Origin of the sequence: Streptomyces sp. NPDC006450, from assembly GCF_040612195.1 — a bacterium.
Lineage (GTDB): Bacteria > Actinomycetota > Actinomycetes > Streptomycetales > Streptomycetaceae > Streptomyces.
The window spans coordinates 1-22,250 of sequence record NZ_JBEXPT010000089.1 but is presented as its reverse complement, the minus strand read 5'-3'; the positions used below and the strand labels follow the sequence as shown (position 1 = coordinate 22,250).

Sequence of the window (22,250 nt, the reverse complement as noted above, 5' to 3'; positions counted from 1 at the left end):
CCGCGATCTGGTCGGCGCCGAAATCCAGCCCCTCCGGCCCGCACACGGGCCGCGTCGCCGCCCGGCACGCCGTCCGGCCCGCTATCCGGTCCGCTTCGGCACGGGAACCCGTACGAGGTCCGCGGCGATCGTCAGCTCGCCCTCGAACCCGGCCGCGCGGGCCTGGCGTTCGAATTCCGACGGGTCGCCGTAGCGCTGCGAGAAGTGCGTCAGCACGAGGTGCCGTACGCCCCCGTCGCGGGCCACCCGGGCGGCCTGTCCGGCGGTGAGGTGCCCGTGGTCGGTGGCCAGTTGGACGTCCTCGTCGAGGAAGGTCGACTCGATCACCAGCATGTCGCAGCCCGCCGCGAGCACCTCGACGCCTTCACAGAGCCGGGTGTCCATGACGAAGGCGAACCGCTGTCCGGCGCGCGCCTCGCTGACCTCGTCGAGGGTGACCCCGCCGAGGCTGCCCTCGCGCTGGATCCGCCCCACGTCCGGCCCCTTGATCCCGTGGCGTGCGAGCAGTTCGGGCCGTATCCGGCGCCCGTCGGGCTCGGTGACCCGGTAGCCGAAGGACTCCACCGGGTGCGAGAGCCGTACGGCGTCCAGGGTGTACGCGTCCCCGCGCGCCAGGATCCCGTCCTCGGCCACCGGCTCCTCGGCGAGCTGCACGGTCTCGCGGTAGGCCGTGGCGTACCGCAGCCGGTCGAAGAACTTCTGCCCGGAGGCCGGGTAGTGGGCGGTGACGGGGTGCGGGACCCGGTCGAGGTTGATCCGCTGGATGACCCCGGCGAGGCCGAGGCTGTGGTCCCCGTGGAAGTGAGTGACGCAGATCCGGTTGATGTCGTGCGCGGCCACCCCGGCACGGAGCATCTGGCGCTGAGTGCCCTCACCGGGATCGAAGAGGATGCCCTCGCCGTCCCAGCGCAGCAGGTAGCCGTTGTGGTTGCGGTGGCGGGTGGGCACCTGGCTGGCGGTGCCCAGCACCACGAATTCACGTACGGACACGGTTTATCCCGGGGGCCATTCGAAGCCGCGGCCGCCGAGGACGTGCGCGTGGGCGTGGAAGACGACCTGGCCGACGCCGGCGCCGGTGTTGAAGACGAGCCGGTAGCCGCGGTCGGCGAGCCCCTCGTCGACCGCGACGCGGCCGGCCTCGCTCAGGACGTCGGCGGCGATCCCGGGCTCCGCGGCCGCGAGGGAGGCGGCGTCGGGGTAGTGCGCCTTCGGGATGACGAGGACGTGGGTGGGCGCCTGCGGGTTGATGTCGCGGAAGGCGACGGTCGTGTCCGTCTCCCGGACGATCGTGGCGGGGATGTTCCCCGCGACGATCTTGCAGAACAGGCAGTCGGCCTGCGGTTCCCCGGCCATGTGCTGAGCCCTTCGTGACGGGTGATCGGTTCCGGCATCGTATCCACCGCCGCCGGCCGGAACCGGCCAGGACCGTCGTCCCGTCAGGACAGGGGGCCGTCAGGACCGTCGTCCCATCAGGACCGTCGTCCCGCCAGGACCGCAGCCGTCAGGACCGGGGCCGTCAGGACCAGCGTCCCGTCCTCGCCAGCAGGACCGCCGCGGCTGCCGTGCCCGCCGTGGACGTGCGCAGCACCGAGCGCCCCAGCCGGTACGGGTGCGCCCCGGCCGCGGCGAAGGCGGCGAGTTCGTCCGGGGAGACCCCGCCCTCGGGTCCGACGACCAGCACGATGGAGCCGGCGGCGGGCAGTTCCGCGGTGGCCAGCGCGCCCGAGGGTGCGTCCCGGTCCTCGTGCAGGACCATCGCGAGGTCGGCCTCCGCGAGCAGCGCCGCGACCTGCTTGGTCGACAGCGCCTCCGCGATCTCGGGGAAGCGGACCCGGCGGGACTGCTTGCCGGACTCCCGGGCGGTGGCGCGCCACTTGGCGAGGGATTTGGCGCCCCGGTCGCCGCGCCACTGGGTGATGCACCGCGAGGCCTGCCAGGGCACGATCGCGTCGACGCCGGTCTCCGTCATGGTCTCGACGGCGACCTCGCCCCGGTCGCCCTTGGGCAGGGCCTGGACGACGGTGATCCGGACGGCCGGCTCCGGCTCCTCGAAGACCCCGGACACGGAGACGACGAGGCGGTCCTTGCCCTCGGCGGCCGTCACGACGGCCTCGGCCCAGCCGCCCCGTCCGTCGGTCAGCACGAGGGCCTCGCCGGGGGCCAGCCGCTTCACGGAGACCGCGTGGCGGCCCTCGGGGCCGTCCAGGACGAACTCCGGCCCCGCGGGAACCTTTTCGACCACGAACACCGGGGCGGTCATGACGCACTCCTCATCTGCATTGCCTTCAACGCGTTCTGTGCCGCGCCGAGTTCCGCCGCGAGCACCTCCACCAGTTCCCCGGCCGGCAGGGCCCGCGCCAGCCGGTGCCCCTGGCCCGCCCACAGCGCCATGCCCTGCGGGTCCCCGGCCTCGGCGGCGGCCTTGCGCAGCGGTGCGGTCAGGTGGTGGACCTGCGGGTACGCGGACGGGGCGTACGGGCCGTGCTCGCGCATGAACCGGTTGACCAGCCCGCGGGCCGGCCGCCCCGAGAAGGCCCGGGTCAGCTCCGTCCGGACGAACAGCGGGTCGGTCAGCGCCTTCTTGTGCAGGGCGTGCGCGCCGGACTCAGGGCAGGCCAGGAAGGCCGTGCCGAGCTGCGCGGCCTCCGCGCCCGCGGCGAGCAGCGCGGCGATCTGCGAGCCGCGCATCAGACCGCCCGCCGCGATGATCGGGAGGGCCACGGCCTCGCGTACCTGCGCGACGAGCGCGAGCAGGCCGACTCCGGCGGTGCCGTCGCCCTGCGGGTCGTCCCGGTGGGTGCCCTGGTGGCCGCCCGCCTCCACGCCCTGGACGCAGACGGCGTCGGCGCCGGCCGCCTGGGCGGCGCGGGCCTCCTCGACGGAGGTGACGGTGGCGATCGTGTACGTACCGACCTTGCGCAGGCAGGTGAAGGCCGCGGGTGAGGGCAGGCCGAAGGTGAACGAGACCACGGGGACCGGGTCTTCGATGAGAATGGCCAGTTTGGCGTCGTAGCCGTCGTCGCTGGTGCCGATGATGTCCTCGTCGGCGAGGGAGATCTCGTACCAGGAGGCCTCACTGGCGAGGTGCCCGCGGTAGGCCTCCACGACCGCCGGGTCCACGTGCGAGGTCTGCGGCAGGAAGAGGTTGACGCCGAAGGGGCGGCGGGTGAGCGCGCGCAGCCGCTTGATCTCCTGGTACATGCCGTCCGCGGTCTTGTAGCCGCCGGCGAGGAAGCCCAGCCCGCCCGCTTCGCACACGGCGGCCGCGAGCGGCGGGCAGGACGCGCCGCCCGCCATGGGCGCCTGCACGATCGGGTACGCGAAGAGACCGTTCGGTGCGGAGGACATGAGCTGCATCGTGCCATGTCCCGCTCACGGGACCGAATCACCGCATTCGCCTGGCATAGTCCCCTTCACCGGGGTGCCCGAATACCGCCGCCGCCCTGCCGCCCCGCATGCCGCGAGCCCGGTCCGGGGCATCCCCGGACCGGGCTCGCCGGTGTTCTCGTACGCTGCCCGTACGCTGCTCCGCGCGCGGCTCAGCGCCCGTTGAAGGCGTCCTTCAGCCGGCTGAACAGGCCTTGCTGGCCCGGCGCGAACTGGCCGAGCGGCCGCTCCTCGCCTCGCAGCTTGGCGAGCTGGCGCAGCAGGTCCTCCTGCGCCGGGTCCAGCTTGCCGGGGGTGGTGACCTCGACGTGGACGATCAGGTCTCCGCGGCCGCCGCCGCGCAGGTGCGTGACGCCCCGGCCGTGCAGGGGGATCGCCTGGCCGGACTGGGTACCGGGCCGGATGTCGATCTCCTCCAGGCCGTCCAGGGTCTCCAGCGGGCACTTGGTGCCCAGGGCCGCCGCGGTCATCGGGATGGTGACCGTGCAGTGCAGGTCGTCCCCGCGCCGCTGGAAGGTCGGGTGCGGCAGCTCGTGGATCTCCACGTACAGGTCGCCGGCGGGGCCGCCGCCGGGGCCGACCTCGCCCTCGCCCGCGAGCTGGATCCGGGTGCCGTTCTCGACGCCCGCCGGGATCTTGACGGTGAGGCTGCGGCGGGAGCGGACCCGGCCGTCGCCCGCGCACTCGGGGCACGGAGTCGGGACCACGGTGCCGAAGCCCTGGCACTGCGGGCAGGGGCGCGAGGTCATGACCTGGCCCAGGAAGGACCGGGTGACCTGCGAGACCTCACCGCGGCCGCGGCACATGTCACAGGTCTGCGCCGAGGTGCCGGGGGCGGCGCCTTCACCGGAGCAGGTGGTGCAGACGACGGCCGTGTCGACCTGGATGTCCTTGGTCGTGCCGAAGGCCGCCTCGTCCAGTTCCAGGTCGAGGCGGATCATGGCGTCCTGGCCGCGGCGGGTCCGCGAGCGCGGTCCGCGCTGCGAGGACTGGCCGAAGAAGGCGTCCATGATGTCGGAGAAGTTGCCGAAGCCACCCGCTCCGAAGCCGCCGGCTCCGCCGCCGCCCGAGGAGGACAGCGGGTCGCCTCCGAGGTCGAAGACCTGCTTCTTCTGCGGGTCCGAGAGGACCTCGTAGGCGGCGTTGATCTCCTTGAAACGCTCTTGCGTCTTGGGATCGGGGTTCACATCCGGGTGCAGCTCGCGCGCGAGCCGCCGGAATGCCTTCTTGATCTCGTCCTGCGATGCGTCGCGGCGCACGCCGAGAACGGCGTAGTAGTCCGTGGCCACTTACGACTCCGCCAGGATCTGTCCGACGTAACGTGCCACTGCGCGTACCGCTCCCATCGTTCCGGGGTAGTCCATGCGGGTCGGTCCGACCACGCCGAGTTTGGCGACTGCTTCGCCGCCCGAACCGTAGCCGACCGAGACGACGGACGTGGAGTTCAGTCCCTCGTAGGCGTTCTCATGCCCGATCTTTACGGCCATTCCCGACTCACTGGCCTCGCCCAGCAGCTTGAGGAGCACGACCTGCTCCTCCAGCGCTTCGAGCACCGGCCTGATCGTCAGGGGAAAATCGTGTCCGAAGCGGGTGAGGTTGGCGGTGCCGCCGATCATCAGCCGCTCCTCCGCCTCCTCGACCAGCGTTTCGAGAAGGGTGTCGAGGACGGCACGCACCGTCACCCGGTCCTCGTTCTCGAAGGATTCCGGAAGGTCCTTCACCAGCGGCGGCACGTCGGTGAACCGGCGGCCGACGACCCGGCTGTTGAGGCGGGCCCGCAGGTCCGCGAGCGAGGTCTCCCCGAAGGGGGCCTGGCAGTCGACGAGCCTCTGCTCGACCCGGCCGGTGTCCGTGATGAGGACGAGCATCAGGCGGGCCGGGGCCAGCGAGAGCAGTTCCACGTGCCGGACGGTGGACCGGGTCAGCGACGGGTACTGGACGACGGCGACCTGCCGGGTGAGCTGCGCGAGCAGCCGCACCGTACGGCCGACGACGTCGTCGAGGTCCACGGCCCCGTCGAGGAAGTTCTGGATGGCCCGGCGCTCGGGCGTCGACAGCGGCTTGACCCCCGCCAGCCTGTCGACGAAGAGGCGGTAGCCCTTGTCGGTGGGGATGCGGCCGGCGCTGGTGTGGGGCTGGGCGATGTAGCCCTCGTCCTCCAGCACGGCCATGTCGTTGCGCACGGTGGCGGGCGAGACGCCGAGCCGGTGCCGCTCGGTGAGCGCCTTGGAACCGACCGGCTCCTCCGTCCCGACGTAGTCCTGGACGATGGCGCGCAGCACTTCGAGTCTGCGTTCGCTGAGCATCGCGCGCACACCTCCATCGTTTCCGTCGGTTCGTCGACTCTGCTGACACTCTTCGTTGGCACTCCGAGCGTTCGAGTGCCAGAGATCCCCCGGTCAGTGTACGGCGGGGTGGTACACCCGTAGCAAGGGCGGCCCGCCAAGGTAGCGTCGCGGCATGGACGTGCGTTGGGAAGAGGCAGGCTGGGAACGGCTCACCGAACGGGCCGGCCGCAAGCGCCTGCAGGTGTGGGACTGCACCGTGGGACTGGTGGTGGGCCAGGATTCGGCCCTCCTGATCGACCCGGGATCCTCCCTGCGGGAGGGTGCGCTGGTGCGCGCCGAGGCGGAGCGGCTGGCGGGGCGGCGCGTGACCCATCTCGCATTCACGCACGGACATTTCGACCACGTACTGGGTGGCGCGGCGTTCGCGGGGGTCGAGGTCTACGGTCCGGTCGGGCTGGACGCCCTGCTCTCCGTGAGCCGGGAGGAGCTGCGGTCCGACGCGGTCCGCCAGGGCCTGCCGGAGGCCGAGGCGGCCGAGGCGGCGGACCTGATGGTGCTCCCCCGGCACCTGGTGTCGGGCGAGTGGACCCTGGACCTGGGCGGGGTGCAGGTGCTGTTGGCGAACGTGGGCCCGGGGCACACCCGGCACGATCTGGCCGCCTTCGTGCCCGGAGGGCGCGAGGTGGTCTTCTGCGGCGACCTGGTCGAGGAATCGGGCGAGCCGCAGGCGGGTCCGGACGCGGTGCCCGGGCAGTGGCCGGCGGCCCTGGACCGGCTCCTCGCCCTGGGCGGGGACGACGCTCTGTACGTGCCGGGTCACGGAGCGGTGGTCGACGCGGCCTTCGTGCGTGCCCAACGCGACACACTGGCGGCCCGTTTCGGCGTGTCGGACACCTGAGACGGCCCGCTCTCCTACCCTCGGCCGGATGCGTGAGTACTCCCCCGACCTGACCCCGCAGTGGAAGCGCGCCAAGCCCGTCCCGGAGGTGCCGGCCGATCCCGATCTGGTGGTCGAGGTGGCCGGTACGGACTTCTGCGGCGCGGTGGTGGCCTGCGAGGCGGGCACGGTCACCCTGGAGGACCGCTTCGGCAAGCGCCGCGTCTTCCCCCTCGAACCCCGCGCCTTCCTCCTGGACGGCGCGGTCGTGACCCTGACCCGCCCGGCCCGGGGGCCGGTGGCCCCGGCCCGTACGGCCTCGGGTTCCCTCGCCGTCCCCGGGGCCCGGGCGCGGGTGGCCCGGGCGGGCCGGATCTACGTGGAGGGCCGCCACGACGCCGAACTCGTCGAACGGGTCTGGGGCGACGACCTGCGCATCGAGGGCGTCGTGGTGGAGTACCTGGAGGGCATCGACGACCTCCCCTCGGTGGTCGCGGACTTCGCCCCCGCCGCGGACGCCCGACTGGGCATCCTGGTGGACCACCTGGTCCCGGGCTCCAAGGAGTCCCGCATCGCCGCCTCCGTGAGCTCCCCGCACGTCCTGATCGTGGGCCACCCGTACGTGGACGTCTGGCAGGCGGTGAAGCCCTCGGCCCTCGGCATCCGCTCCTGGCCGGTGATCCCGCCGGGCCAGGACTGGAAGACGGGCATCTGCCGGGCCCTGGGCTGGCCGGAGAACACCGGAGCCGCCTGGCAGCACATCCTGTCCCGCGTGACCTCGTACAAGGACCTGGAGCCCACCCTCCTGGGCGCGGTGGAGCACCTGATCGACCACGTGACGGCATAGCCGACTCCAGCCCCGCCGGCGCTTGAGGCGCGGGGTCCGGGGCGGAGCCCCGGGGGCGGCGGAAGGCGGGCAGGGGACGGCCCCGCAGGGCCGGCCCCGGAGGGGGTCAGTCGACCAGGTCCCGGACCACCGCGTCGGCGAGCAGCCGCCCCCGCAGGGTCAGGACGGCCCGCCCCGCCGCGTACGGGCCCGCTTCCAGCAGCCCGTCGGCCAGGGCGCGGCCGGACGCCGCGAGCCCCGCCGGCGCCAGCAGGGACAGCGGAACCCCGTCCACGAGCCGCAGCTCCAGCAGGATGCGCTCCACCCGCCGGTCCTCCGAGGACAGCAGCTCCCGCCCGGCACCGGGCGAACGCCCCTCCGCGAGCGCGGCGGCGTACGCCCCGGGATGCTTCACGTTCCACCACCGCACCCCGCCCACGTGCGAGTGCGCTCCGGGTCCGGCCCCCCACCAGTCGGCCCCGCGCCAGTACAGCTCGTTGTGCAGGCAGCGCCCGGCCTCGGAGGTGGCCCAGTTCGAGACCTCGTACCAGGAGTAGCCCGCCTCGGCCATCACCGAGTCGAGGATCAGGTACCGGTCCGCGTGGACGTCGTCGTCCGTCATCGGGACCTCGCCCCGCCGGATCCGCCGCGCGAGCTGGGTGCCCTCCTCCACGATCAGCGCGTAGGCGCTGATGTGATCGGGCCCGGCGCCGAGCGCCGCCGACAGCGACGCCCGCCAGTCCTCGTCCGATTCCCCCGGCGTCCCGTAGATCAGGTCCAGGTTCACGTGCTCGAAGCCCGCCGCCCGCGCCTCGGCGACGCAGGCCTCCGGCCGCCCGGGGGTGTGCGTACGGTCCAGCACCTTCAGGACGTGCTGCTTCGCGCTCTGCATGCCGAAGGAGATCCGGTTGAAGCCGCCCGCGCGCAGCTCCGCCAGGTACTCCGGGTTCACCGACTCCGGATTGGCCTCGGTGGTGACCTCGGCGTCCTCGGCCAGCCCGAATTCCTCGCGGATCGCCGCGAGCATCCGTACGAGGTCACCGGCGGGCAGCAGCGTCGGCGTGCCGCCGCCCACGAACACGGTGCGCACGGCCCTCGGGTCGTCCCCGAGCACCTTGCGCGCGAGCCGGACCTCATCGATCAGGGTGTCGGCGTAGTTCTCCCGGGAGGCGAGCACACCGCCGGTGCCCCGCAGCTCGGTGGCCGTGTAGGTGTTGAAGTCGCAGTACCCGCAGCGCGTGGCGCAGTAGGGAACGTGCAGGTAGAACCCGAGCGGCCGCTCCCCGGCTCCCGCCAGGGCGTGGAGCGGCAGCGAGCCGTCTTCGGGCATGGGTTCACCGTCGGGCAGTGCGGAAGGCATGCACCCATTGTCCCGCACTGCCCCAAGGTCGTTTACGGGCTCGTGCCCGCCTCGGGCCGCGCACCCGCGACGACCCGCGCTACGCCTCCCGGGAGCCCTCGTACATCTCCTCGATGAGGTGCTTGAACTCGCGCTCGACGACCGGCCGCTTCAGCTTGAGGCTCGGGGTGAGGTCCCCGTGCTCCACGTCCAGGTCGCGCGGCAGGAGGCGGAACTTCTTGACCGTCTGCCAGCGCTGGAGGCCCTCGTTGAGGGTCTGGACGTAGGTCTCGATGAGCCGGTTCGTCTCGGCTGCGGCCAGGACCTGGGAGTACGTCTTGCCCTCCAGGCCGTTCTCGGCGGCCCAGACCAGGATGGAGGGCTCGTCGAGGGCGATGAGGGCGGTGCAGAAGTTCCGGTCGGCCCCGTGCACGACGATGCTGGAGACGTACGGGCAGAGCGCCTTGAACTGGCCCTCGATCTCCGCCGGGGCGACGTACTTGCCGCCCGAGGTCTTGATCAGGTCCTTCTTGCGGTCGGTGATGCGCAGGTAGCCGTCCGCGGAGAGCTCGCCGATGTCGCCCGTGTGCAGCCAGCCGTCGGCCTCCAGCACCTCGGCGGTCTTCTCGGGCTGCCCGTGGTAGCCCTGCATGATGCCGGGGCCGCGCAACAGCACCTCGCCGTCGTCGGCGATGCGGACCTCGGTGCCGGGGAGCGGCTTGCCGACGGTGCCGGTGCGGTAGGCCTCGCCGGGGTTGACGAAGGAGGCGGCGCTGGACTCGGTGAGCCCGTAGCCCTCCAGGATGTGGATGCCGGCGCCGGAGAAGAAGTAGCCGATGTCGGGGGCCAGGGCGGAGGCACCGGACACGGCTGCGCGCAGGTTGCCGCCGAAGGCCTCGCGGAGCTTGGAGTAGACGAGCGCGTCGGCGATCTTGTGCTTGGTGGAGAGGCCGAGGGGGGCGCTCGCGCGGCCGGTGCGGCGGAAGTTGTCCTGGGTGACCTTGGCGTACTCGCGGGCCACGCCGACCGACCACTTGAAGATCTTGTACTTGGCACCGCCGCCGGCCCTGGCCTTGGCCGCGACCCCGTTGTAGACCTTCTCGAAGATGCGCGGAACGGCAGCCATGTAGGTCGGCTGCACGATCGGCAGGTTCTCGATGATCTTGTCGATGCGGCCGTCGACGGCGGTGACGTGACCGACCTCGATCTGACCGGAGGTGAGTACCTTGCCGAAGACGTGCGCGAGCGGCAGCCAGAGGTACTGGACGTCGTCCTTGGTGATCAGGCCGGTGGCGACGGTGGCCTTGGCCATGTACGACCAGTTGTCGTGCGGCAGTCGCACGCCCTTGGGGCGCCCGGTGGTGCCCGAGGTGTAGATGAGGGTGGCGAGCTGGTCGGCGGTGATGGAGGCGATCCGCTCCTTGACCGCCTCGGGGTGCTTGGCCAGGTACTCCCGGCCGCGCGCCTCCAGGTCGTCGAGGGAGAGCACCCAGCCCTCGGGGTCGCCGTCGGCCGCGAGGGCGTCGGCGGCCTCCAGGACCACCACGTGGGCGAGGCCGGGCAGGTCGGCGCGCCGCTCGCGGGCCTTGGCCAGCTGCGCGGCGTCCTCGGCGATCAGTATCCGGCTCTCGGAGTCGGAGAGGATGAACGCCGACTCCTCGGCGTTCGTGCTCGGGTAGATGGTGGTCACGGCGCCGCCGGCGCACATCACGCCGAGGTCGGCGAGGATCCACTCCACCCGGGTGTTGGAGGACAGCGCCACGCGCTGCTCCGGCTGGATCCCGAGGTCGATGATCCCGGCCGCGATGGCGAAGACGCGCTCGGCGGCCTGGCCCCAGCTGATCGACTTCCAGTCGTCGGGGCCGCCCTGCCCGTCCGCGGCGGGGACCGGATAGCGGTAGGCCTCGTTGTTCGGCGTGGCGGCGACACGCTCCAGGAAGAGGGTCGCCACGGTGGGCGGGCGGTTCTCGATCAAGGTCTGTGTGTCGCTCACGGACATCCTCCGGACCACGCGGCAGGGCCTGGCTCGTCACGGGGGGACTGACGGGTGACGAATCAGGGTGGGTGGCTGAGTCAGGGCTTGTAACTGGCGAGTAACCAACGAGCAGTGATCAGACTAGGGGCCCTCCGCCTGGCGCGTAAGAGCCCTTGGGGCGCCGATTCATAACGAAGCCGGACCGTGTCCCGCGACGGAGCCTCCTGTCGGCGTCCCGGGACGAAGCAGGCCCCCGTGCCGGAGCACGGGGGCCTGCTTCGTATCCAACGGCTGCGCCGTCCGGCTACTTCTTCTTGCTGCCGGACTCGTCGCTGGAGAGGACGGCGATGAAGGCCTCCTGCGGGACCTCCACGGAGCCGACCATCTTCATGCGCTTCTTGCCTTCCTTCTGCTTCTCCAGCAGCTTCCGCTTGCGGGAGATGTCACCGCCGTAGCACTTGGCGAGGACGTCCTTGCGGATGGCGCGGATGGTCTCGCGGGCGATGACCCGGGAGCCGACGGCCGCCTGGATCGGGATCTCGAAGGCCTGCCGCGGGATGAGCTCGCGCAGCTTGGCGACCAGCCGCACGCCGTAGGCGTAGGCGGCGTCCTTGTGGCAGACGGCGGAGAAGGCGTCGACCTTGTCGCCGTGCAGCAGGATGTCGACCTTGACCAGGCTGCCGGACTGCTCGCCGGTGGGCTCGTAGTCGAGGGAGGCGTAGCCGCGCGTCTTGGACTTCAGCTGGTCGAAGAAGTCGAAGACGATCTCCGCGAGCGGCAGCGTGTAGCGGATCTCGACCCGGTCCTCGGAGAGGTAGTCCATCCCGAGGAGGGTGCCGCGGCGCTGCTGGCAGAGCTCCATGATCGCGCCGATGAACTCGGAGGGCGCGAGCAGGGTGGCCCGTACGACCGGCTCGAACACGTCCCTGATCTTGCCCTCGGGGAACTCGCTCGGGTTGGTGACGGAGACTTCCTTGCCGTCCTCCATGACGACGCGGTAGACCACGTTCGGCGCGGTGGCGATCAGGTCGAGCCCGAACTCGCGCTCCAGGCGCTCGCGCACCACGTCCAGGTGGAGCAGGCCGAGGAAGCCGACGCGGAAGCCGAAGCCCAGCGCCGCCGAGGTCTCCGGCTCGTAGACCAGCGCGGCGTCGTTGAGCTGGAGCTTGTCCAGGGCCTCGCGGAGGTCCGGGTAGTCCGAGCCGTCGAGCGGGTACAGGCCCGAGAAGACCATCGGGCGCGGGTCCTTGTAGCCGCCGAGGGCCTCGGTCGCGCCGTTGTTCAGGCTGGTGATGGTGTCACCGACCTTGGACTGACGGACGTCCTTCACGCCGGTGATGATGTAGCCCACCTCGCCGACGCCGATGCCGTCGGCCGGGGTCATCTCGGGCGAGGAGACGCCGATCTCCAGCAGCTCGTGCGTGGCGCCGGTCGACATCATCCGGATGCGCTCGCGCTTGTTGAGCTGGCCGTCGACCACACGCACGTACGTCACGACACCGCGGTACGAGTCGTAGACCGAGTCGAAGATCATCGCGCGGGCCGGGGCGTCCTTGGGGCCGACCGGGGCCGGGACCGTGGCGACGATCTTGTCGAGCAGCACGTCCACGCCGAGACCGGTCTTCGCCGAGACGCGCAGGACGTCCTCGGGCTGGCAGCCGACCAGGTTCGCGAGCTCCTCGGCGAACTTCTCCGGCTGGGCGGCCGGCAGGTCGATCTTGTTCAGGACCGGGACGATCGCCAGGTCCTTCTCCATCGCCAGGTACAGGTTGGCGAGGGTCTGCGCCTCGATGCCCTGGGCCGCGTCCACCAGGAGGACCGTGCCCTCGCACGCGGCGAGGGAGCGCGAGACCTCGTAGGTGAAGTCGACGTGCCCGGGGGTGTCGATCATGTTGAGGACGTGGGTCGTGCCCTGGTCCGGGCCCGTGTTCGGCGCCCAGGGCAGCCGGACGGCCTGGGACTTGATCGTGATGCCGCGCTCACGCTCGATGTCCATGCGGTCGAGGTACTGGGCGCGCATCTGCCGCGAGTCCACCACACCGGTGAGCTGGAGCATCCGGTCGGCAAGGGTCGACTTGCCGTGGTCGATGTGCGCGATGATGCAGAAATTGCGGATCAGCGCCGGGTCGGTACGGCTCGGCTCGGGCACGTGGCTGGGGATCGCGGGCACGCAGTGTCCTGATTCTCGGGTCGCAGTCGGAACGAAGTGTGGGCGTCGGTCTGCGCGAAATCAGATCTGGTCGGGTCTAGTCGGATCTATACGCAGGCTCCCATGGTCCCATGAACCGAGGAGTGCGCTCGGTTTGGGCCGGTCGGACGGCAGCTGGTAACCTGAGCAGCTGTGTCTCGTGTGCCCTCTAGCTCTACGGGACGCAATCCGAAGATCAAATCTCTGAACCTGCAAAGGCTCTTTCGTGGCGAACATCAAGTCCCAGGTCAAGCGCAACAAGACGAACGAGAAGGCTCGCCTTCGCAACAAGGCCGTCAAGTCCTCGCTCAAGACCGCCATCCGCAAGGCCCGTGAGGCCGTCGTCGCCGGTGACGTCGAGAAGGCCACCGTGGCTTCCCGCGCCGCTTCCCGCGCGCTCGACAAGGCCGTCTCGAAGGGTGTCATCCACAAGAACGCCGCCGCCAACAAGAAGTCGGCGCTGGCGATCAAGGTTGCCTCCCTTCAGGGCTGAGCTCCTGATGTGATCGCCGGGCCGGGATCCAGCGGGCCCTCTCTCCCGCTCCCGACCGGCACTCCGCGCCGCACACGAAGCGTTCGCCACGCGGGTGCGGTGCAACCCGAGAAGTAACCGAAGGCCCCGACCGCCTCCCTTCCCCAGGGCAGCGGCCGGGGCCTTCGGCATGCGGCGCCCTCCGCGACGCACGGGCCCGGCCGCGGTGCGCCCCGGGGGCGTCCGGGACTTACGGGACCGGACGCCCCCCGGGGGGTGAGGCGCCCCGCACGTCGCATGTCAGGGACATACGGCTGCCCCAGTCCGCCCGTACCTCGGAGACCTCCGGGAGCCCCGGCCTCACGGGCCCCCGAGCCGTACGCGTCCCCACCCCCTCGGCACCGACCCCACTCCGGGCCCGACCCGCTCCGATCCCCGGTCCGGTCAGCGCTCGGGGCCTACCGGCCGCACGGGGCGCCGGGCAACACGGGAAATCCGGACCGCACGCCTCTCAGAGCGAAGCCCGCACAAGGCCCCGCCCCGCTTGCTTCCCCGGGGAGCTCCGGCCCCACTCCAGACCCTGGGCCTACGAGCCACACAGAGCTCCGGGCCGTTCGGGGGCCTCCGCGGCGTAGGGGAGCTCTGGACGGCACAGGGCTCAGGGCCCGGCCCGCCGAGGGCCCGGGCCGACTCGAGCCCGGTCTGCCCAGGGCCCGGCCCGACTTGAGCCGGGCCGACTTGGAGCGCCGGGCCGCTCGGCATCCCCGGCCTGCCCGGCCCTGCGGGGCCCGGGCGGCCCCGGAGCCAACCCAGAGGGGGGCGGACCTCTCAGGCCTGGCCCGGAGGCCTCCCCGGTGCGGCGGGGTGGGATGTGACGGCGGCGAGGACGGTGGCCGTGAGGATCTCCGGCGCCTCGACGGGGTCCATCCGCCCGGCCTGAACCTCCGCGGCGGCCGCGTGGACCAGGCTGTAGACGACCGTGACCAGCCAGTCGGCGGACAGGTCGGCGCGCAGCTCGCCGCTCTCCCGGCCGCGGCCGATCAGCCGGCGGACGGGGGCGAGGATCCGGTCGTGGCGCTCGCGCAGCCGCTCGGGCGGCAGCGCCGCGGAGACGGCCGCGAACACCGCGGAGTGCCGGTCGAGGATCCGCCACGAGCTGCGGATGAGGAGCCCGAGGGCCTCCTCCACGCCCTCCTCCCCGGCCGCCCCACCCTCACCGTCGAGCGCCTCCAGCGTGGCCGCGGCCTCGTCGACGGCCCGGTCGAGGGCAGCGTCGAGGAGGGCCTCCCGGGTCGGGAAGTGCGAGTAGAGCGTGACGCGACTGACTCCGGCGGCGCGGGCGACGGCGGCCATGCTCGCCTGCGGGTCGATGAGGAAACAGTCCAGGCCCGCGTCGACGATCGCGGCGGTGTTGCGCTCGGCGTCTGCGCGGCGGGGACGGGGTGCGTCGGAAACCATGCCCACAAACTTAACACCACTGTTCACATTCCCCGGAGGGGGCCGCATACTCAATCCCTAACACCCCTGTTAACTTTAGGAGCGGCTCCGCCATGCCCTCACACGCCCCGCACGCCCAGGACCGGGACCGGGACCGGAACGCCCATCCCCACCCGAGCCCGCACCCGCACCGCCGCCCCCTCCTCGTCCTCCTCTGCCTGGCCCAGTTCATGCTCATCGCCGACGTCACCGTCGTGAACGTCGCCCTTCCCGCCATCGGCGCCGACCTCTCCCTCTCCGGCCCCGGCCTCACCTGGGTCGTCACGGCGTACACCCTGTTCTTCGGCGCCCTCCTGCTCGCCGGCGGGCGACTCGCGGACCGGTTCGGTGCGGAGCGGACGTTCCTGACCGGGCTGGCCCTGTTCACCGCCGCCTCGGCGGCCTCCGGACTCGCGGCGGACGCCGCCACGCTGATCGCGGCCCGCTCCGCACAGGGCGTCGGTGCGGCCCTGCTCTCGCCGGCCGCCCTGTCCCTGGTCACGACCCTGTTCCAGGGCCCGGCCCGGCACCGGGCCCTCGGTGCCTGGGCGGCGATCGGCGGCACCGGCGCGGCCCTCGGGGTCCTGCTCGGCGGGATCCTCACCGACGGGCCCGGCTGGCGTTGGATCTTCTACCTCAACCTGCCCGTCGGCGTACTCGCCCTGCTCGGAGTCCCGCTCCTGCTCGGCCGCTCGCTCCGCGGCCCCGCCGGCGCGGCGGATCCCGGCCACCGGACACCGTTGAACGTCCCTGCGATCCTCCTGCCGACCCTGGCCGCGGCGGCACTCGTCTACGGGCTGACCGAACGCTCCTGGCTCCCGACCATCGGCGCCCTGGTCGCGGTTGCCCTCCTGGTCGCGACGCAACGCCGCTCCACGAACCCGCTGATGCCCCCCGCCATGCCGGGCCGGCGCTCCCTGCTGGGCGGCAGCGCGGTGATGCTGGGGGCCGCGGGCCTGCTCGTGACCGGGTTCTACCTGAGCTCCCTGCACATCCAGCAATCCCTCGGTCGGAGCCCCCTGGTCACCGGGCTTGCCTTCCTCCCGGCGGCGGTGGCCGCCACCGCGGGCGCACACCTGGGCTCCCGGCTGCTCCCCCGCTTCGGCTGGCGCCCGGTCGGCGCGGCGGCATTCACCCTGGCCGCCGCCGGCGCGGCCCTGACCTCCCTGGGCGGCCTCTGGTCGGGCCTGGTCCCCGGCTTCGCCCTGCTGGCCCTCGGACTCGGCGCGGCCTTCGTGTGCGCCACGACCTCGGCCCTCTCCGAAGTGGCCCCAGCCCACACCGGCCTGGCCTCCGGCCTGGTCGGCACCTCGCACGAACTGGGCGCGGCCCTCGCCATAGCCGCCCTGGCCTCGGCCGACTTCACCACCCTCGCCTACCCGGCCCTCGCCCTGGCCCTGGCCACCCCCTTCCTCCTCCCCCCGGGCCACCCCGACCCCACCTCCCCCCACGCCATGGCCCACTGACCCACCACCCACACCGACCCACCCCGGGCAGAGCCCTTCCAGCCCGTCCGGCGTCCGAGGACCGGGTCCGGGCAGAGCCCGGGGAACGGGCGAAGGGCGGGTAGGGGACAGCCCCGCAGGGCCCACCCACCCGCAGCAGCGCACCGGCGCCGGCAGGCCGTCCACACCACGGCCGTCCACACCACGGCCGCCCGCGCGGGACCCGGGGCTCAGGGCCCGCCTGCCTACGGGTCCCAGGACCTCAGCTCTGAAACCCAGTTGCTCAACTCGGGAGTCCAGGAGCCCGGCTCCGGGGAAACCAGGGGGCGGCTCGGGAACCAAGGGCCCGGCTCCGAAATCAGGGGTTATCCCCGGCGGGTCCGTGCCGCCCGGGCGACCGCCACGACCGCCTTCTCGAGCGCGTACTCCGGGTCGTCGCCCCCGCCCTTGACCCCCGCATCCGCATCCGCCACCGCCCGCAGGGCATCCGCGACACCATCCGCGGACCACCCCCGCATTTGCTGCCGGACCCGGTCGATCTTCCACGGCGGCATGCCGAGATCACGCGCGAGGTCCCCGGGACGGGCCCCCCGCGGGGCCGAGGCCAGCTTCCCGATCGCCCGTACCGCCTGGGCCAGCGCACTCGTGATCAGCACCGGGGCCACCCCGGTGGACAGGGACCAGCGCAGGGCCTCCAGGGCCTCCGCGGCGCGCCCCTCCACCGCCCGGTCGGCGACGGTGAAGCTCGAGGCCTCGGCCCGGCCGGTGTAGTAGCGGCCGACCACGGCTTCGTCGATCGTGCCCTCGACGTCCGCGCACAGCTGCGCCGCCGCGCTCGCCAGCTCCCGCAGGTCGCTGCCGATCGCGTCGACCAGCGTCTGGCAGGCCTCGGGCGTGGCCGAACGGCCCAGCGTCCGGAACTCTCCCCGCACGAACGCCATCCGGTCCGCCGGCTTCGTCATCTTCGGGCAGGCGATCTCCCGGGCCCCCGCCTTGCGCGCGGCGTCCAGCAGGCCCTTGCCCTTGACGCCGCCCGCGTGCAGGAGGACGAGGGAGATCTCCTCGAACGGTGCGCCGAGGTACGCCTTGACCTCCTTGACCGTGTCGGCCGAGAGGTCCTGCGCATTGCGCACGACGAGCACCTTGCGCTCCGAGAAGAGCGAGGGGCTGGTCAACTCGGCCAGCGTGCCGGGCTGGAGCTGCTCGGAGGCGAGGTCACGCACGTCCGTGTCGGCATCGGCGGCTCGCGCCGCCGTCACGACCTCCCGCACGGCGCGGTCGAGCAGCAGGTCCTCCTGCCCCACCGCGAGGGTGAGCGGGGCGAGCGGATCGTCGGTGGAATTCTTCCTGGTGGCCATCGCCTCCAGCATCCCACGCCGCACTGACAGACCCTCGCGCCCCGGCCCCCTCCCCCGTACCCGAGAATGTCCGGGTGAACGTGCGACATGTACTGGTCCTGCCCGACCGCGACACCGCCGAGGAGGTGGCGCGGGAGGTGGTCGACCGCTTCGGCCTCCCGGAGGAACCGCAGCTGGTCCGCGACGCCCTCGCCGGCGAGGACGACGCCGAGGACGCCCAGTGGCTGGTGGTCGTCGAGGACCCGCGCGAACGGCTGGACGCCGCGGCCCTGGACGAGCTCGCCGCCGAGTACGACGGCTGGCTCGAAGCCCCGTAGCCGCCGGACCCCGCCCGGTCAGGCCTTGTGGACGATCTGTACGTCCAGGGCCACTTCCACGGTCGAACCGAGCGCGGCGATCCCGTGCGCCAGCATCGACTGCCAGGTCAGCGCGAAGTCCTCGCGGTTCAGTTCGGCCGTCGCCCGGCAGGCCGCCCTCGGCTCGCCCTCCAGGCCCGTGCCCAGACCCAGGTACTGGGTGTCCAGGGTGACGGACCGGCTGACCCCGTGGAGGGTGAGGGCGCCCGCCACGGACCAGAGGCTGCCGCTGCGGTGGATGAACCGCTCGCTGTAGAACTCCACCGTCGGGTGGCGGGCCGCGTCCAGGAAGTCCGCGGAGCGCAGGTGGTCGTCCCGTATCCGCAGCCCGGTGTCGATGCTCGTCGCGTCGATGATCACGTGCATGGAGGAGTCCTCCATGCGCTCGGCTATCCGCACCGCGCCGGCGAAGGTGTTGAACCGGCCGTTGATCCGGGCGAATCCGATGTGCCGGGCCGTGAACCCGATCGACGAATGCCCCGGATCCAGCTCCCAGTGACCCGGCTGCGGCAGCAGCGGCGGATCCACCGAGTCCAGGACGATCTCCCCGGTGCCGGGCTGCGCCGGGTCCCCCACCAGCGTCGCCCCGTGGAAGGGCGCGTAGCCCTCGGCCGTGACGGACAGCCGGTACTCGCCCGCCGGCACCGTCGCCGTGAAACCGCCGTAGGGGTCGGTCTCCCCGCTGACGATCCGTCGGCCTATCGGATCGGTCACCTCGAACGTGGCCTGCCGGACCGGTTGGTGGACCGTGTCGAGGACCCGACAGCTGAGCAGCCGCGCGGTATGAGGAAGCGTCAGTGTCGCGGATGTCTGGGGACTGGCGCTTCCCGCCGTCTCCATCCCCCGTCTGCGACTGAACATGGTTTATGCACCCCCGTGCTGTGTGGGCTTGGACCGCTCTGGCGAAAACGCATTCGATCATGCTGTCGGGTTGTGGGCAAACGAAGTGGTCACTCCTGGTATGCCCGTGCCGCACCCGTCGCCGGATGGCCGGGAACGCCCGCAGCCGCGGGCCGCTGCCGGTGACGGCGACCGAACCGTCCTCGTCCGTGCGCAGCACGGCCGCGCCCGACTCCCGCAGCCGGGCGAGCGTACCCGCCGCGGGGTGCCCGTACCTGTTCCCGGCGCCCACCGGGACGATCGCGAGGCGCGGCCGGATCCGCTTGTACAGTCCGGGATCCTGATGGGCGCTGCCGTGGTGCGCGACCTTGAGGACGTCGACCGGCCCCAGTTCCGGATGGTTCCTCAGCAAGGCCTGCTGGGAGCCCGGTTCGAGGTCGCCCAGCATGAGCAGGGTCAGGCCCGCGCCGCGCACCAGCAGGGCCACGCTGGCATCGTTGGGGCCCTCGGGGGGCGCGCCCCCGGTCGGCGGCCACAGCACCTGCCACTCGAGCGGCCCGGCCCGCCTCCGCTCCCCCTCCACGGCACGGACGACGGGGATCCCGGCGGCCGCCGCCGTGCGCCGTACGAACGCGGCCTGCCCCGGCGGTTCTTCCAGCCCGGTGACTTGCACCACACCCACCGAGCGGCCCCTGAACACCCCCGCCAGCCCGCCCACGTGGTCGGCGTGGAAGTGCGTCAGCAGGACCATCGGCACCCGGCTCACCCCCAGCTCCCTCAGGCACACGTCCACCGGCCCGGGCTCGGGGCCCGCGTCCACCACCACGGCGGTACCCGGACCCACGGCGAGTACCGCGGCGTCCCCCTGGCCTACCGCGCACTGGGTGTAGCTCCAGTCGGGCGGCGGCCAGCCCTTGACCGTACGAGTGACCAGCGGCGGCCGCAGTACGGCGAGGAGCAGGACCACGGCCAGGGCGGGGGCGAGCCATCGCCCACGGCCGAACCGCCTGCCGAGCACCACCGCCGCCGAGGTGGCCGTGGCGAGCAGCAACCCTCCGCCCACCCCGCCGGGCCAGCCCAGCTCCGCCCCGGGCAGCCCCGCCCCGCCCCGGGCCACTGCGGCGATCCACCCCGCGGGCACGCCCGCGCACCAGGCGAGTCCCTGGGCCAACGGCCGGCACACCGGGGCCGCCGCCAGCGCGGCGAACCCCAGGACGGTCGCGGGTCCCGCCGCCAGCTCGGCCAGCAGGTTGCAGGGCACCGCCACCAGGCTCACCCGGGCCGACAGCACCGCGACGACCGGCGCGCACACCGCCTGGGCCGCCGCCGCGGCCGCCAGCGCCTCGGCCCACCGGGGCCGCATGCCGCGCCGCACCAGGGCCTCGCTCCACCGGGGAGCGAGCGTCAGCAGCGCCCCGGTGGCCAGGACGGAGAGGAGGAAGCCGTAGCTCCGGGCCAGCCACGGGTCGTAGAGCACCAGCAGCAGGACGGCGGCGGCCAGCGCCGGGATCAGGGACCTGCGCCTCCCGGTGGCGATGGCCAGAAGGGTGACCGAACCGCAGGCCGCTGCCCGCAGCACGCTGGGCTCCGGCCGGCACACCACCACGAAGGCCAGGGTCAGAGCCACCCCGCACAGGGCCGTCGCCCGCAGCGAGAGCCCCAGGCGCGGTGCCAGCCCGCCCCTCTCGGCCTGCTGCGCGCGGGCCGGGGCCCCGATGAGCAGGAAGAGCACCACGGTCAGGTTGGAGCCGGAGACGGCTAGCAGGTGCAGCAGATCGGTGGCGCGGAAGGCGTCGTGCAGATCGGGCTCCACCCGGGAGGTGTCCCCGACCACCAGTCCCGGCAGCAGGGCCCTGGCGTCCGGCGCCAGCCCGTCGGTGACCTCGCGCAGCCCGGCCCGCAGACGCCCGGCGATCCGCTGGACGGTATCCGGACCGCCGGTCACCCGTGGCGGGGTGTCCCCGGCCGGCCGGAGCAGGGCGACGGCCCGCTCCCCGCCCCGCGCCGGGGCCAGCCGGGCCACCACCGCGATCCGTGTCGAGGGCTGCAACCGGGCCCACCCCGGATGTCCCGCCAGCACCCGTACCGGGGTCGACACCCGGGTCCGGGCACCGTCGGGCCCGGTCACCCCGGTCACCACGGCGTCGAGCACCACGACCGGTGGCCCGCTCCCGGTGCGGACCGTCCGCGGATCGGAGCCTACGGTGAGGTCCGCCAGCACCCGGGCATGGTCCCGGGCCAACTCCGGTACCGGCCCGGCTCGCGCCTCGGCCCGCTGGAGGCACGCCACCCCGGCGCCGGCGGCCGCGCACAGCAGGATCGCCGCCACGGCCGTGCGGAACGGCACGGAGCGCCTGCGGCCCGTCAGCATCAGCAGCCCGGCGGCACCCACCGCTACCCCGGCCGCCACGGCACTGCGGCCGACGGGTACCCCGAGGGCCACCGCCGCCGCCACCCAAACGGCCAGAGCCGGCCCCACCAGCCGCACATCCACCGGCCCCCGCTCCCGCCGCCCGGCCGGAGCCTCCCCCGCCACCTCCCGCCCGGCCGGGCCCCGCGCACGGGCATCCCGCCCCGTCGGACCCGTCCCCGCTCCGCCGCCCCCGCTCACGGCCGCACCAGCTCACGCAGATCGGCGAATCGGCGCTCACCGATCCCGTTGACCTGCCGGAGCTCCTCCACCGAGCGGAAGCCCCCGCGCACCGTGCGGAAGTCCACGATGTGCTGCGCGAGGACCGGTCCGACCCCGGGCAGCCCGTCCAGTTGCTCGGCGGTGGCCGTGCCGAGGCTCAGCGGCCCTGCGGCGGGGCCTCCCCGGCCCGTCGCCGGCGGCGGGGCCGGAGCGCCCACCAGTACCTGCTCGCCGTCCATCAGGACGCGCGCCCGGTTCAGCCCGGTGGTGTCCGTCCCGGGCCGCACTCCCCCGGCGGCGGCCAAGGCGTCCTCCACGCGCGAGCCGGGAGGCAGCTTGCGCACCCCCGGGTCACGGACCTTGCCGCTGACGTCCACGAGGATGGGACCGGCGCCGGGGCCCGCCCGCGCCGCGGTGGGGGCCGGCAGGGCGGCCGCCACGGGCGCCACCACGGCGGGTGCGGTCACCGGCCGAGGCCGGGCCGCCCTGTACTGCTGCGCCGCGAACCCGACCGCCAGAACCAGCACCACCGAGACGGCGGCCACCGTGCGCGGCTCCACCCCGCAGCGGGTGTGCAGCCACAGGGGCAGCCGCTCCCGCACCGCGAGCCACCGCAAAGCCCCACCGGGCACCTCCCGGCACTCGGCCGGAGACGCCGCCTCACCCCGGGCAGGCGCCTCGGCACGCACCGCCGACCCGGCCCTGACCAGCGGCTCCGGCCGGACCGCGGGCTCGGCCACAGCCGCGGCCGCGCCCTCGGGCCCGGCCTCGTGCTCGTCCACAGCCCCCGC

18 protein-coding genes and 1 pseudogene are annotated in these 22,250 nt (G+C 73.1%); 5 read left to right on the top strand and 14 right to left on the bottom strand.

Annotated elements, in window-relative coordinates; all coding sequences use genetic code 11:
• Nucleotides 1-81: 81 nt before the first annotated feature.
• The 6 genes from ABZY57_RS23485 to hrcA form a co-directional block, all read right to left on the bottom strand.
• Nucleotides 82-990, bottom strand: a complete 909-nt coding sequence (locus ABZY57_RS23485) for a ribonuclease Z (RefSeq protein WP_356514925.1) — start codon at nucleotides 988-990, stop codon at nucleotides 82-84.
• A gap of 3 nt (nucleotides 991-993) precedes the next feature.
• On the bottom strand, nucleotides 994-1,353 hold the full coding sequence (locus ABZY57_RS23480; protein WP_356514923.1) for a histidine triad nucleotide-binding protein: 360 nt from the start codon (nucleotides 1,351-1,353) through the stop codon (nucleotides 994-996).
• A 163-nt stretch (nucleotides 1,354-1,516) separates the two neighbouring features.
• Entirely contained in the window at nucleotides 1,517-2,260 is a 744-nt protein-coding gene (locus ABZY57_RS23475; protein ID WP_356514921.1) for a 16S rRNA (uracil(1498)-N(3))-methyltransferase, read from the bottom strand.
• Nucleotides 2,257-3,348 (bottom strand): nitronate monooxygenase, encoded by a 1,092-nt coding sequence (locus ABZY57_RS23470; protein WP_356514919.1) that lies wholly within the window; start codon nucleotides 3,346-3,348, stop codon nucleotides 2,257-2,259. The genes ABZY57_RS23475 and ABZY57_RS23470 overlap by 4 nt, the downstream gene beginning before the upstream one ends.
• A gap of 191 nt (nucleotides 3,349-3,539) precedes the next feature.
• Nucleotides 3,540-4,676, bottom strand: a complete 1,137-nt coding sequence (dnaJ, locus tag ABZY57_RS23465) for a molecular chaperone DnaJ (protein ID WP_356514917.1) — start codon at nucleotides 4,674-4,676, stop codon at nucleotides 3,540-3,542.
• Nucleotides 4,677-5,693, bottom strand: a complete 1,017-nt coding sequence (gene hrcA, locus ABZY57_RS23460) for a heat-inducible transcriptional repressor HrcA (RefSeq protein ID WP_356514915.1) — start codon at nucleotides 5,691-5,693, stop codon at nucleotides 4,677-4,679.
• A gap of 154 nt (nucleotides 5,694-5,847) precedes the next feature.
• Between hrcA and ABZY57_RS23455 the strand changes: the two genes are divergently transcribed.
• Together ABZY57_RS23455 and ABZY57_RS23450 are read left to right on the top strand one after the other, a co-directional pair.
• Nucleotides 5,848-6,573, top strand: a complete 726-nt coding sequence (locus ABZY57_RS23455) for an MBL fold metallo-hydrolase (RefSeq protein ID WP_356514913.1) — start codon at nucleotides 5,848-5,850, stop codon at nucleotides 6,571-6,573.
• A 28-nt stretch (nucleotides 6,574-6,601) separates the two neighbouring features.
• Entirely contained in the window at nucleotides 6,602-7,399 is a 798-nt protein-coding gene (locus ABZY57_RS23450; protein WP_356514911.1) for a DUF3097 domain-containing protein, read from the top strand.
• Between the two features lie 106 nt (nucleotides 7,400-7,505).
• On the opposite strand, the gene hemW is transcribed toward ABZY57_RS23450, so the two are convergent.
• The 3 genes from hemW to lepA form a co-directional block, all read right to left on the bottom strand.
• On the bottom strand, nucleotides 7,506-8,738 hold the full coding sequence (gene hemW / locus ABZY57_RS23445; protein WP_356514909.1) for a radical SAM family heme chaperone HemW: 1,233 nt from the start codon (nucleotides 8,736-8,738) through the stop codon (nucleotides 7,506-7,508).
• Between the two features lie 79 nt (nucleotides 8,739-8,817).
• Nucleotides 8,818-10,710, bottom strand: a complete 1,893-nt coding sequence (locus ABZY57_RS23440) for a long-chain fatty acid--CoA ligase (protein WP_356514907.1) — start codon at nucleotides 10,708-10,710, stop codon at nucleotides 8,818-8,820.
• A gap of 286 nt (nucleotides 10,711-10,996) precedes the next feature.
• On the bottom strand, nucleotides 10,997-12,862 hold the full coding sequence (gene lepA, locus ABZY57_RS23435; RefSeq protein WP_356514905.1) for a translation elongation factor 4: 1,866 nt from the start codon (nucleotides 12,860-12,862) through the stop codon (nucleotides 10,997-10,999).
• 244 nt (nucleotides 12,863-13,106) lie between these two features.
• On the opposite strand from lepA, the gene rpsT reads away from it, so the two are divergent.
• Nucleotides 13,107-13,373, top strand: a complete 267-nt coding sequence (rpsT, locus tag ABZY57_RS23430) for a 30S ribosomal protein S20 (RefSeq protein ID WP_243334768.1) — start codon at nucleotides 13,107-13,109, stop codon at nucleotides 13,371-13,373.
• An 807-nt stretch (nucleotides 13,374-14,180) separates the two neighbouring features.
• Here rpsT and ABZY57_RS23425 read toward each other — a convergent pair.
• Entirely contained in the window at nucleotides 14,181-14,810 is a 630-nt protein-coding gene (locus ABZY57_RS23425; RefSeq protein ID WP_356514902.1) for a TetR/AcrR family transcriptional regulator, read from the bottom strand.
• Nucleotides 14,811-14,902: 92 nt separating this feature from the next.
• Here ABZY57_RS23425 and ABZY57_RS23420 point away from each other — a divergent pair, with 92 nt between their 5' ends.
• On the top strand, nucleotides 14,903-16,294 hold the full coding sequence (locus ABZY57_RS23420) for an MFS transporter (protein WP_356514900.1): 1,392 nt from the start codon (nucleotides 14,903-14,905) through the stop codon (nucleotides 16,292-16,294).
• A gap of 344 nt (nucleotides 16,295-16,638) precedes the next feature.
• Here ABZY57_RS23420 and holA read toward each other — a convergent pair whose 3' ends face one another.
• Nucleotides 16,639-17,631: a DNA polymerase III subunit delta gene (holA, locus tag ABZY57_RS23415; RefSeq protein ID WP_356514940.1), complete on the bottom strand. Its 993-nt coding sequence runs from the start codon at nucleotides 17,629-17,631 to the stop codon at nucleotides 16,639-16,641.
• Nucleotides 17,632-17,705: 74 nt separating this feature from the next.
• On the opposite strand from holA, the gene ABZY57_RS23410 reads away from it, so the two are divergent.
• Nucleotides 17,706-17,948 (top strand): hypothetical protein, encoded by a 243-nt coding sequence (locus ABZY57_RS23410; RefSeq protein WP_356514898.1) that lies wholly within the window; start codon nucleotides 17,706-17,708, stop codon nucleotides 17,946-17,948.
• 18 nt (nucleotides 17,949-17,966) lie between these two features.
• Here ABZY57_RS23410 and ABZY57_RS23405 read toward each other — a convergent pair whose 3' ends face one another.
• The 3 genes and pseudogenes from ABZY57_RS23405 to ABZY57_RS23395 all read right to left on the bottom strand — a co-directional run bounded on the left by ABZY57_RS23405 (nucleotide 17,967) and on the right by ABZY57_RS23395 (nucleotide 22,241).
• A complete protein-coding gene (locus tag ABZY57_RS23405) occupies nucleotides 17,967-18,827 on the bottom strand; it encodes a YceI family protein (RefSeq protein ID WP_356514938.1) in 861 nt (286 codons plus the stop codon).
• 157 nt (nucleotides 18,828-18,984) lie between these two features.
• A pseudogene (locus tag ABZY57_RS23400) lies at nucleotides 18,985-21,198 on the bottom strand (ComEC/Rec2 family competence protein); the annotation flags it as partial.
• Between the two features lie 236 nt (nucleotides 21,199-21,434).
• Nucleotides 21,435-22,241: a ComEA family DNA-binding protein gene (locus ABZY57_RS23395; protein ID WP_356514936.1), complete on the bottom strand. Its 807-nt coding sequence runs from the start codon at nucleotides 22,239-22,241 to the stop codon at nucleotides 21,435-21,437.
• Nucleotides 22,242-22,250: the final 9 nt, after the last annotated feature.